Raw genomic sequence first — 12,226 nt, forward strand, 5'->3', positions numbered from 1 at the left:
ATCAATTTACTCCGCAAGAATTAAAAACAGTTGAAATCGAATGAATTAAAGCCCGAAAGGAATTCAGGCTTCCGACCACCGGATATTGAAGGAATTGACCCAATGACCAAGATGATGAACTCGCAGAATGTGCCACCCGCAGGGGGCAATGTGCAGGGGACGCCTTACCAGCAGACCGTTGAGCAAGTGCTTGCTCACAAGAAAAGCCAGGCTAACGGCCTGGATCGCGCAGAGGCTCAGGCGCGTTTGCAGCAATATGGCCCGAATGCATTGCCGGAGAAAAAAGGTAAACCCGCGTGGTTGCGTTTCCTGGCACATTTTAATGATGTACTGATATATGTTCTGCTGGCTGCCGCAGTACTGACGGCGGTAATGGGCCATTGGGTTGACACGCTGGTTATTCTGGGGGTGGCAGTCATTAATTCATTGATTGGCCATATCCAGGAAAGTAACGCTGAAAAATCGCTGAAGAGTATTCGTAATATGCTTTCCAGTGATGCCCGTGTTATTCGCGGTGGTAGCCATGAAACTATTCCAACGACTGAAATAGTCCCGGGCGATATTATTGTATTACGTGCGGGTGATCGTATTCCGGCGGATATGCGCTTGATTGAAGCACATAATTTACGTGTCGAAGAAGCGATTTTGACCGGCGAATCAACGGTGGTGGATAAACATATTAATCCGCTGAGCGGCGAGCTTTCGCTGGGCGATCGTACAAACCTGGTCTTTTCCGGCACGACGGTCAGTGCAGGCGGCGGCGTAGGCGTTGTTATTGCGACTGGACAAGATACGGAGCTGGGTCACATCAATCAGATGATGGCTGGTATCGAAAAGCACCGCACACCACTGCTGGTGCAGATGGACAAACTCGGCAAGGCGATTTTTGCCCTGATTCTGGCGATGATGGTGGCGCTGTTTGTCTTTAGCCTGGTACTGCGCGACATCCCAATGGGCGAATTACTGCTCTCGCTGATTAGCCTCGCGGTTGCTGCCGTTCCGGAAGGGTTGCCAGCGATTATCTCCATCATTCTCTCTCTGGGTGTACAGGCGATGGCGCGCAAGCGGGCCATCATCCGTAAACTGCCCACTGTGGAAACCCTGGGCGCGATGACGGTGGTCTGTTCGGATAAAACCGGCACGCTGACCATGAATGAAATGACCGTGAAAGCGGTAATCACCGCAGACAGTTGCTACCGCGTGGAAGGCAACAGCTACGAGCCGGTGGGCAATATCTATCTGGAAGGCAGCGATGAGCCGGTACAGATCCAGTCAGGAACGGTGCTGGAGCAGTATCTGCGTACCATCGACCTGTGTAACGACAGCCAGCTGATTCAGGACGAGCGGGGGTTATGGGGGATTACGGGTGGGCCGACTGAAGGCGCACTTAAGGTTCTGGCCGCTAAAGCCCACCTTACTCCGGTCATGACCACACTGATCAACAAGATCCCGTTCGATTCGCAGTACAAATACATGAGCACCCACTACCAGATCGGTAGTGAGGAGCAAATCCTGATCACCGGTGCTCCGGACGTTATTTTTGCGCTGTGCGAGCAGGAGCAGACTCGTCACGGGGCGAAAGCATTCAACCGTGCTTACTGGGAAGCCGAAATGGACCGCTATGCCAGCCAGGGGCTGCGTATGGTGGCGGCCGCGTTTAAACCCGCCACAGGTGAGCAGACGCTGACGCACGACGATCTGAGTCACGGTCTTGTATTCCTGGGCATTGCCGGGATGATGGATCCGCCACGCCCGGAAGCCATTGATGCGATTCACGCCTGCCAGCAGGCCGGGATCCGCGTGAAGATGATCACCGGCGATCACCCGCAAACGGCCATGAGCATCGGCCAGATGTTAGGCATCACCAACAGCACTCAGGCTGTTACCGGCTATCAACTGGAAAAAATGGACGACATCGAACTGGCGAATGCGGCAGTGGAATATGACATTTTTGCCCGTACCAGCCCGGAACATAAGCTACGCCTGGTTAAAGCGTTGCAGGATAAAGGCGAAATTGTCGGTATGACCGGCGACGGAGTGAACGATGCCCCTGCGCTGCGTCAGGCGGATGTCGGGATCGCGATGGGGATCAAAGGGACCGAAGTTACCAAAGAGGCGGCTGATATGGTTCTGACGGATGACAACTTTGCCACCATTACCAGTTCGGTGAAAGAGGGTCGTCGCGTTTACGACAACCTGAAGAAAACCATTCTGTTTATCATGCCCACCAACCTGGCACAGGGGCTGCTGATTATCATCGCCCTGCTGGCGGGGAACATTATTCCGCTGACGCCAGTGCTGATCCTGTGGATGAACATGGCGACGTCCGCCACGCTCTCTTTCGGCCTGGCCTTTGAAGCGGCTGAGCGTAACATCATGAAACGTCCGCCACGTCAGACGGGCCAGCATGTGATGGATGCCTTCGCAGTCTGGCGCGTGGCCTTTGTCGGAACCATGATTGCCATTGCCGCCTTTGTGCTGGAAGCCTGGCTTGCGCCGCGCGGCCACAGTGCAGAGTTCACCCGCACCGTGTTGCTGCAGATGCTGGTGTGCGCCCAGTGGGTCTACATGATTAACTGCCGCAACACTGATGGCTTCTCCCTGAACCGCGGTCTGCTGGCGAACAAAGGCATCTGGCTGGTCACAGGCGTGCTGTTGCTGCTGCAACTGGCGATTATCTACCTTCCGTTTATGCAGATGCTGTTCGGCACAGAAGCTCTCCCGCTGCGCTACTGGGCAATCACCCTGGTTATTGCAGGCGCAATGTTCTTCATCGTCGAAATCGAGAAGCGACTGACCCGCAGATTCCGTAAAGCTGCATAATCTGACACCTTACTCCTCACCTATCCCTCTCCCGCCGGGAGAGGGGCTCGCCCGGCTTTCTCCCTTAGCCCTTTGGGGTGCGGAGCGGAGTGAGGGGAAACATCCTGAGGTAATCTCAATGAAACTGACTTCCCTGCGCGCCGCACTGGCCTGCGCACTCCTGGCCTGCACCCTGCAAACCGCATTTGCCGCTGTTCCGGTTCGCGTTGCGACCGTAGAGGAAACCACGCATGCACCAGAGCGCCAGATCCCAGGCCGTATCGAAGCGATTCATACCGTGGAACTGCGTGCGCGTACGGAAGGTGTTATTACCCGGACGCATTTTCGTGACGGACAGTATGTGAAAAAAGGCGACGTGCTGTTTGAACTGGACGATGCTGAACCGCGCGCCGCCGTCAGGCTGGCACAGGCTGAAGTGAAAAGTGCGGAAGCTACACTACGCCAGGCGCAGCAGCAACTGACGCGCTTTGAAAGCCTGAAAAATGGTAATGCCATCAGCCGAAATGACGTGGATAACGCGCGGATGCAACGTGACGTGGCGAGCGCGGCGCTGGAGCAGGCGAAAGCCCGTTTAGAGTCCCGCAATGTCACGCTCTCCTATACCCGCATCACGTCGCCAATTGACGGTCGCGTGGGGCACAGTCAGTTTCATCAGGGAAGCCTTGTCAGTCCTGCCAGCGGTGTGCTGGTGGACGTGGTACAACTCGACCCCATCCGCATTGCCTTCGCGCTGGAGGAAGGGGCATTTGCCACCAAAGCCGGACAACATGCCACTCTCACGGCGTTAAAGCAGGCCTGGCAGGCGCAAATCGATAACGGCAGTGAACGTGTCCGCGGCGAGCTCACGTCGGTTGACAACCGTATTGACCCACGTACTGCCAGCGTCATGTTACGGGCGGAATTTGCAAACCCACGCCACCGTCTTCTGCCGGGAGGCAGCATCACCGTCTGGCTGCGTCCGCAGTCAGAGCAATCTTCGTTGCTTCTGCCCGCCGCCGCGGTTGGACAAAACGGCGCCGGTTTTTTCACCTGGGTGATTGATGCTGAAAATAAAGCTGAAAAACGTGCGCTGACGCTGGGTAGCCAGTCAGGCCAGCAATTCCATGTGCTGTCGGGGGTCAACGTCGATGAACGTGTCGTCACGGATGGTGCGCAACGGTTACAGGATGGCGTTGCCGTTCAGGTATTGCAGTAAGGAGCCGCTATGCTGACCTTTTTTATCAAACGCCCACGTTTCGCGATGGTGATTGCCCTGGTGGTCACGCTGCTGGGGGCGATTGCCCTGAAGCTGATTCCGGTGGAGCAGTACCCGCAGATCACTCCGCCAGTGGTAAACGTCAGTGCCAGCTGGCCTGGTGCAAGCTCTGCCGACGTGGCGGAGGCCATCGCCACGCCACTGGAGACACAGCTTAACGGCGTGGACCACATGCTCTATATGGAGTCGACAAGTTCTGATGAAGGCGCATATAGCCTGAGTATCACGTTTGCTGCCGGAACGGACCCGGACCTTGCCGCGATTGATGTGCAAAACCGTGTGGCGCAGGCCGTCGCGCAACTGCCTGCCGACGCACAGCAAAATGGTGTACAGGTGCGCAAGCGAGCCAGTAATCTGATGATGGGGGTGAGCCTTTACTCACCGGATAGCACCCACTCGCCGCTGTTTGTGAGTAATTACGCCAGCACCCAGGTGCGAGAGGCGCTGGCACGTCTGCCGGGCGTCGGACAAGTTCAGATGTTTGGTGCTCGCGATTACAGTATGCGTATCTGGCTGCGTCCCGATCGCATGAACGCCCTGAATATTACTACCGATGACATCGCCCTGGCGCTGCGTGAGCAAAATGTGCAAGGCGCGGCCGGGCAGATTGGAACGCCACCGGTCTTTAACGGCCAGCAGCAGACCCTGACCATCAACGGGCTGGGCCGACTCAATCAGGTTGCGGATTTCGCCGATATCATCATCCGCGCGGGTGAGCAGGGGCAACTGGTGCGCCTGCACGATGTTGCGACCATTGAGCTGGGCTCACGCAGTTACAGCTCTGGAGCGCAGCTTAATGGCCACGATTCCGCCTATCTTGGGATTTACCCTACGCCAACCGCCAATGCTCTGCGCGTGGCGGAAGCGGTGCGCGGCGAGCTTGAGCATCTGGCGAAACGCTTCCCGAACGATTTAACGTATGAAGTGAAATTTGATACCACGCGTTTTGTGGCCGCGACCATCAAAGAGATTGGTGTTTCGCTGGCACTCACGATGCTCGCCGTGGTGGTGGTGGTTTCCCTGTTCCTGCAAAGCTGGCGTGCGACGTTGATTGTCGCACTGGCGATCCCGGTTTCACTTATCGGCACGTTTGCGGTGCTCTATACGCTGGGGTATTCCGCCAACACGCTTAGCCTGTTTGCGATTATTCTGGCGCTCACCATGGTGGTGGACGATGCGATCGTTGTCGTCGAAAACGTCGAAACATTGATGGCGGAGGGGCAAAGCCGTACAGAGGCCACGGCCAACGCACTGCGCCAGATTGCCGGGCCGGTGATCGCCACCACGCTGGTATTACTGGCGGTATTTGTGCCGGTGGCGTTGCTACCAGGGATTGTCGGGGAGTTGTACCGTCAGTTTGCGGTGACACTCTCTACCGCCGTCACTCTTTCAAGCCTGGTGGCGCTGACGCTGACCCCTGCGCTGTGTGCTTTACTGCTTCGCCCGCGAACCGGATATCCGGCGGCGATATTTCGTGGCTTTAACCGTGGGCTTGATGCGACGCGTGAGGCCTACACCCGGCTGGTGAACCGCTTCAACCTGCGGCCCTTGGTGGCGCTAGCCGCGACGTGCGTTGCGGCTGCCGTTGTTGCCTTCAGCTTCATGTCGATGCCGAAAGGCTTCCTGCCTCAGGAAGATCAGGGTTACTTCTTTGCCAGTGTGCAGTTGCCGGAGGCCGCGTCCCTGGAGCGTACCGAAGCGGTGATGGCTACCGCGCGTGCGCTTATAGCCGCGAACCCGGCAGTTGACGATGTGATTCAGGTTTCCGGTTTTAATCTTCTCAACGGGACGAGTGCGTCGAACGGTGGGTTTATTTCGGTGATGCTGAAAGACTGGAGCGAGCGTCCGCCGCTGGACGAGGTAATGGGCACGTTGCAGCGTCAGCTTTTCGCCTTGCCGGAAGCCACCATTATGACGTTTGCACCACCGACATTGCCCGGTCTGGGGAATGCCTCCGGGTTTGATCTACGTATTCAGGCGCAAGCGGGGCAAAGCCCGGCGGAACTGGAGCAGATTACCCGGACTATTTTGCTTAAAGCCAATCAGCATCCGCAGCTTAACCGCGTCTTTACCACCTGGAGCAGCAACGTGCCGCAGTTGACACTCACCGTGGATCGTGAGCGTGCCGCAAAGCTTGATGTGCCCGTTTCCCGCATCTTCAGCAGCCTGCAAACTGCGTTCGGCGGCACACGTGCAGGGGATTTTAGCGTCAACAACCGTGTTTACCACGTTGTGATGCAAAACGAGATGCAGTGGCGTGAGCGCGCTGAGCAAATCAGCGATTTATACGTGCGGAGCAACAGCGGCGAGCGGGTGCGTCTGAGCAACCTTGTCACCATTACGCCAACCGTAGGTGCGCCGTTCCTGCAACAGTACAACCAGTTCCCGTCCGTGTCGGTCAGTGGATCGGCTGCTGAAGGGGTGAGCAGCAGTACCGCGATGGCGGTGATGGGTGAACTCCTGGCGGAGAACCTGCCTGCGGGTTATGACTACGCCTGGAGCGGTATGTCGTATCAGGAGCAGCAGACCGGCAACCAGGCTGTCTGGATCGTGCTTGCGGCGGTGGTAATGGCGTGGCTGTTCCTTGTGGCGCAGTACGAGAGCTGGACGCTTCCGGCAAGCGTGATGCTGTCAGTCCTGTTTGCCATCGGTGGGGCGCTGGTCTGGTTGTGGATTGCCGGGTACGCTAACGACGTATACGTGCAGATTGGCCTGGTGTTGCTGATAGCCCTCGCGGCCAAGAACGCGATCCTTATTGTCGAGTTTGCCCGTGCGCGGCGCAATGAAGGGATGGCGATTGTTGATGCTGCCCGCGAGGGGGCGTCACGTCGTTTCCGCGCGGTAATGATGACCGCTGTTTCCTTTATCATCGGCGTGTTACCGATGATGCTGGCAACCGGTGCGGGAGCGCAGAGCCGTCGCATTATTGGTACGACGGTGTTCAGCGGCATGCTGGTGGCGACCGTTGTCGGGATTGTGTTTATTCCGGCGCTGTTTGTACTGTTCCAGCGTTTACGTGAGTGGGGACATCGGCTTACGGACTAGTGGCCCACAGTTCACACTGTTTTTGTACCAGCGAGGTCAGCGAACCGCCGTCATTAATGAAATCTCGCATTCGCTGCGACTCACTTTTGCCCTGTTTTAACATCAGGGCAATTTCCGTTATCGCGCTCGTCGCACCTTGTTTTTCGGCTGACGGGGCGACGCGCTCCAGCAACCACGCGATATCTTCTGCGATAGTCTTTTGTTCCCCGGTATTGACGTCCGTCAGAATGCCATCCAGGCCGTAACGACAGGCCTGAAAGCGGTTAAAACGGTAGAGCAGAAAATCTTGCGCCTGATGTTTGTAAGGCCGCTCCGTCAGCAGCCAGTGCGATGTTGCCTGAATCAGTCCGGCGATGTTAATGGCCTGAGCAAGCGTTAGCGGGGTATCCATCACCCGGACTTCTACCGTACCGAAATGCGGGCCAGGACGAATGTCCCAGTGCAGATCCTTAATGCTGTCTATCATACGGGTGGCGCTCAGGTGGCGGAACAACCCTTCAAATTCCTGCCAGTTGCTCACCCACGGCATTTGCCCGTTATCCGGAAATCCCGAGAAAATATTGAGCCGGGATGAGGCAAACCGGGTATCTGTCCCCTGCATATAAGGCGATGTCGCCGCCAGAGCAACAAAGTGTGGCACAAAACGGGAGAGACCGTGTAGCAGGTAGATTGCGTCATCCCCATTTCGGCAGCCAATGTGGACATGCTGGCCGAATACCGTTGCCTGCAAAATCAGATAGCCAAAGCGCTCCAGCGTGATGTTGTAGCGTTCGTCATCACACACCTCCTGGCGCTGCCATTTCTGAAACGGATGCGTCCCGCCACCGCAAATCTGGATATGCTGCGCCGCCGCTGCGCGCAGAATACGTTGCTGTATCACTGAAAACTGTGCGGCAGCCTGGTCGATGTTCTGACAGACGCCTGTCGCGATTTCGAGCATGCTTTGGGTGATGTCATGCTTCACTTCACCGGCTTTGATGTCGCCTTTAACGGCAGCGATGAGGGCGGAAGAGTCCTGGCTTAGATCGTACCCCGGCGGATTAACCACCTGTAGTTCCAGCTCAATGCCAAGGGTGAAAGGTTCAGAAGAATGGAAGTCGGGTAAAGGCATGAGGCGCTCCGTTGACGGGGATGAATTGAGTATAGACAACGGAGGCGTTCTTCTTTTCCCGAGAGGGGAGATGCGTTTTTATACTCCACTTCTGCTCCTTACTCATAGCAGATCGCAGTTGCCTGTTAAGTGCCAGAAGGGGACGTTGATGTTAGTATCCTGGACAGAGGCACACCTGAAATGGCTGCCTCCTGATAATAAAGTGTTTAAAAAATCAATGTTATGAATTGCGCACTAAGGGTGAGGTAATTTATTTTGGATATTATTTTTCATATCCGTATAAATTTATTCTACCCGATAAATACTCACCTAAATATACTTCACTGATTTTATTGAAGCCTTGCTTTGTAACTTCACCTTCTAACCAGTCACTATCCTTGTTAATAATTTCGAGAAGGTCATGGTTGGCTAAACCATCCACGATAATTGGATAGCGTATATTTTCATCACCACTTTGTATTATCGTTAACTGCCCGTTTTGTTCGAGAACTACGCGTTTTAGTTGTTCTACTTCATAAATACCATTTGATCTTAACTTGAACATCAAATCATTTGCAGAAACACCATTTCGTAAGCACTCCTTAACATTAACGCTGCCATTATGTACCAAAGTAATGGGTTTCCCATCAATGATTCTTTTAACTAACCGATTGTTCTCTTTTAAAAACTTAAGAGCAAAGACAAGTAAGGTCCATATAATCAGCACCAGAACAAATTGTAGTACTGTTATCGATTCATTGTAGATTACGCCACCGATAATTCCCCCCAGCACATAGTTTTGAACCTGATCCATTGCGGATGAGGGCGCCAGATTTCCTTTTCCCATGAGATTTATTTGAACAATTAAACACAGTATCCCCAATCCCAACTTTATAATAATAGGCGTGTAAATGATCATTTATATCCCTCAGTTTTTCATGATTTCTATTTCTGGGTTTACTAACGAAACCTCTACCAGGCTGTACGTTTTTTGATCCATGCTTAAGTTGACACGGTAATAAAAGTCATTGATTTTAACGATAATACCATCCGAGAGTTGTACAGAGCTGGAAAAGATAGAGTTTATACTTACTTCTTTTTCTTTTGATAACAACCGTACAAAGTTAACCATTTGTGATGATTGGGAGTGTATATTTTGGCTATCGGTATAATCAGCATACTGAACCCCCGAAATGAAGAGTAAAAATAAGAAGGCGATGATCGTTAAGTCCCGATATTTAGTTTGCAAGCGATGGCGCATATACAGGCTAAAAACAACGATCAGGATAAATAAAGTACTAAATATAATGATGTATTTTAAATAATCATTGATATTAGATTGTGTTTGTAGATAATCAATTCCATAAAATCTCATGCCTATATAACTCCATAATTCTGAAGATCCTAACTTTTATTATAGTAATTCGTTATGACATTACTTAACAACTAATAATTATCAGTTATCAACTGAGATTTGTCATTGTTTTTTAAGGTGAAGAATGGAGTACTGATGGATTAAGTATCTGGCGATGGGAGGACGTTCATTCGAAAAGCCCCCGAATTTGCCACTAACAGCGTAATTAAAGACTCAAGTGCGTAAAGGTGTATAAGGTCTGCCTCTCGCTCATAGCGGCTGTCAAAGCTGCCAGCCATAAGATGAGTCGAAGAACGGTCTCTGTTAGTGATTATGATCCCTCAGGAAGACTGTCAGCACATCTTTCGGAGGAATGCTTCCACACTCAGAAAGTAACCAGCCTACGGCTCCGCGATGATAGGTCCCATGAAAAAGCATATGATTTAGCATATCTATGGCCGTCATTTCTCCTGCCCCTCCATCGACAAAACGGAACGTGATGATTTTTGTTAAATCGTTCGGGCTAATTGATTTAACGTGCTGAATATACCACTCCGTACTGTCGGCCATTTTAACATCAAGCTCGTCTACAGAGGGGGTGTCTGGAGTATTTAATGCTATGTAGCCATGCTGCTGTCCCGACATGTTTGCTCTGAAAATCATGTCGACGACATAAATATGATTCATCAGCCTTAGCATCAGGTGACGTTTTTCAGCAGAAGCGGATTCACTAATACCTTTGATGGCTTTTAGCGTTTCTGAATCAATCCAGCGCTTGTACTTCAACAGTGTAACTATTGTGTTCTTGTCCAAAATTTCCCCCAGATTTTCCTGTCCCGATAACATACCAATAATGCCTGTCTTTAAGCCGCGTTTCATTTTTTCTAAGGCATTCGTTTAACGTCCCGCGTCAGCTTCCTCGCTCAAATCTCATTGGATCGATATGAACGTCCACGGACATTAACGTTCTCGCCAGTCAGCCTCTCAACAACGTCGATTGCGTCTGGATCACCATGCCAGGCCATGCAATTTAAGCAATCACCGCCACAATCTAAATTCAGTGTGCCTGGTATTTTACTCATAGGCTGGTGGCAGGTCTGGCAATGGTTTTCTTTCACTGGAAGTGACATCCTTTTTAAGATTTTCAGTCATGGGGGAGACTTAACATACCACGGTTAAATTCGCTCCTCGATCCCTGTATCCCCTCCAAACCGCTCGCCCCCAACCCCCATTGTGTTTTACACTCCGCCCTGCAAAAATTAAGTCAACAAACGATTGGATACACAGGCGGTAACAGCGATGAACGGTACAATCACAACGTGGTTTAAAGATAAAGGTTTTGGATTTATCAAAGATGAAAACGGTGACAATCGCTATTTTCATGTGATTAAGGTCGCGAACCCTGATCTGATCAAGAAAGATGCAGCGGTGACGTTTGAGCCGACCACGAACAACAAAGGCCTTTCCGCGTATGCGGTGAAGGTGATCCCGGAAAGCAAGCACCTTTATATCGCGGGCGAGCGCGTGAAGCTCACGTCGATCAAATCATTCGTGGTGTTCAGCGAGGAAGTACCTGCGGATTCCGGGATCGATAAAGAGAATGCGGTGCTCTCAGTCGGGCTTCTGATGAACAACATCAAACCGAAATCGGATAAAAAACCGGGTGAAATGCGCACGGTGAAGAAACTGGCGATCACCACGTTCCAGAATACGACGCTGATCTTCTCGGAAGATGAGATCGACATCGATGCCACAGTGAAGCTGTTGAAATAACGCAATGCCGACATTCCCACAGAATGTCGGCTTCTTTTACCCGCTTTAGTGCGCCGTAATGTACGGCTCCTTCACAAACTCCGCCAGCAACCAGACCATATCATGCAGCAGCCCCGTGAGATCTTTCGCCACGTTGGGAGGGAGCGTTCTGCCCTGAATGGCCCGCGTTAACGCCAGCGCGTAATCCACTTGTAATGCCGTTTCCTGCCAGCAATCCGGGACACAGGACGTCACGCGTTCACCTTCAATCAATTGTGCAATTAGATGCGGGGGAAGTTCAGTATCGCAAAGCGTGCGCAGTCGGTTGAGCGCATGCTGCAACCGTTCACACAGGGTGGCGTGTGTTTCGGCATCGTCGGTTTCGACCAGTACGCAGACAAACGCAGCGCAGGCATCGGCCAGTTCGAAAAGATCCGCAGAGTCGGGAAGCGGCAGGGTAATGAGATGGTGGATAGCGCTTTCTTCAGAGAGCGCGTAAGACAATCCAGGCATTGTTGTCATGTGATATTCCTTTTAAATAAAAATCCGACCACCCCATAAGTTCCTACGCTCATGGGTGGTAGCGCTGACGGAGGTAGGAATACCGCACACGACAAAACGGCCAACCTTTCGGTTGCTCCGCCAGCGCGACCATATTTTAACGGGGTGAGCGCTGCCGCGACAAAATAATTCTCGTGTCATAGTGTACGGGTTCCTACGCCCGGTTGCGGATGTGCCGCAACGCAGGAACTTTACGGTGGGGAAATGGGGAAGAAAAGAGACAACCCTGAATTACACTGGGTTACTTGCGGGTTTGCGAGGCGTCTTCCAGAAAGTCTTTGCCGGATGGCGGTGACGCCTAACCCGGCCGACAAAAAATCCTGCGATAAGAACCGTAAGCCCGTGC

Annotated in this window: 9 protein-coding genes; 4 read left to right on the plus strand and 5 right to left on the minus strand. The window is 52.7% G+C overall.

The annotated features are described in order from the left end of the window. Nucleotides 1-102 precede the first annotated feature (102 nt). The 3 genes from GF617_RS01100 to GF617_RS01110 all read left to right on the plus strand — a co-directional run bounded on the left by GF617_RS01100 (nucleotide 103) and on the right by GF617_RS01110 (nucleotide 7,123). Nucleotides 103-2,823 carry a cation-transporting P-type ATPase gene (locus GF617_RS01100; RefSeq protein WP_203450878.1) on the plus strand — a complete coding sequence of 907 codons (2,721 nt, stop codon included), beginning with the start codon at nucleotides 103-105 and terminating at the stop codon, nucleotides 2,821-2,823. A gap of 118 nt (nucleotides 2,824-2,941) precedes the next feature. Beyond that, nucleotides 2,942-4,018: an efflux RND transporter periplasmic adaptor subunit gene (locus tag GF617_RS01105; protein ID WP_181622577.1), complete on the plus strand. Its 1,077-nt coding sequence runs from the start codon at nucleotides 2,942-2,944 to the stop codon at nucleotides 4,016-4,018. A gap of 9 nt (nucleotides 4,019-4,027) precedes the next feature. Next, nucleotides 4,028-7,123: an efflux RND transporter permease subunit gene (locus GF617_RS01110; RefSeq protein WP_181622578.1), complete on the plus strand. Its 3,096-nt coding sequence runs from the start codon at nucleotides 4,028-4,030 to the stop codon at nucleotides 7,121-7,123. On the opposite strand, the gene GF617_RS01115 is transcribed toward GF617_RS01110, so the two are convergent. The 4 genes from GF617_RS01115 to GF617_RS01130 all read right to left on the minus strand — a co-directional run bounded on the left by GF617_RS01115 (nucleotide 7,113) and on the right by GF617_RS01130 (nucleotide 10,380). After that, nucleotides 7,113-8,234, minus strand: a complete 1,122-nt coding sequence (locus GF617_RS01115) for a YbdK family carboxylate-amine ligase (protein WP_203450879.1) — start codon at nucleotides 8,232-8,234, stop codon at nucleotides 7,113-7,115. The two genes, GF617_RS01110 and GF617_RS01115, sit on opposite strands and share 11 nt — an antisense overlap. Before the next feature lie 262 nt (nucleotides 8,235-8,496). Then, nucleotides 8,497-9,132, minus strand: coding sequence for a DUF421 domain-containing protein (locus GF617_RS01120; protein WP_203450880.1), 636 nt, complete (start codon nucleotides 9,130-9,132; stop codon nucleotides 8,497-8,499). A gap of 9 nt (nucleotides 9,133-9,141) precedes the next feature. Next, a complete protein-coding gene (locus tag GF617_RS01125; protein ID WP_203450881.1) occupies nucleotides 9,142-9,588 on the minus strand; it encodes a DUF3290 domain-containing protein in 447 nt (148 codons plus the stop codon). Between the two features lie 303 nt (nucleotides 9,589-9,891). Then, nucleotides 9,892-10,380, minus strand: coding sequence for a DinB family protein (locus tag GF617_RS01130; protein WP_203450931.1), 489 nt, complete (start codon nucleotides 10,378-10,380; stop codon nucleotides 9,892-9,894). Between the two features lie 486 nt (nucleotides 10,381-10,866). Here GF617_RS01130 and GF617_RS01135 point away from each other — a divergent pair, with 486 nt between their 5' ends. Beyond that, a complete protein-coding gene (locus GF617_RS01135; RefSeq protein WP_181622582.1) occupies nucleotides 10,867-11,340 on the plus strand; it encodes a cold-shock protein in 474 nt (157 codons plus the stop codon). A gap of 45 nt (nucleotides 11,341-11,385) precedes the next feature. On the opposite strand, the gene GF617_RS01140 is transcribed toward GF617_RS01135, so the two are convergent. Next, nucleotides 11,386-11,841 carry a hypothetical protein gene (locus GF617_RS01140; protein ID WP_203450882.1) on the minus strand — a complete coding sequence of 152 codons (456 nt, stop codon included), beginning with the start codon at nucleotides 11,839-11,841 and terminating at the stop codon, nucleotides 11,386-11,388. Between the last annotated feature and the right edge of the window lie 385 nt (nucleotides 11,842-12,226).

The organism is Lelliottia sp. RWM.1 (assembly GCF_016859735.1).
GTDB lineage: Bacteria > Pseudomonadota > Gammaproteobacteria > Enterobacterales > Enterobacteriaceae > Enterobacter.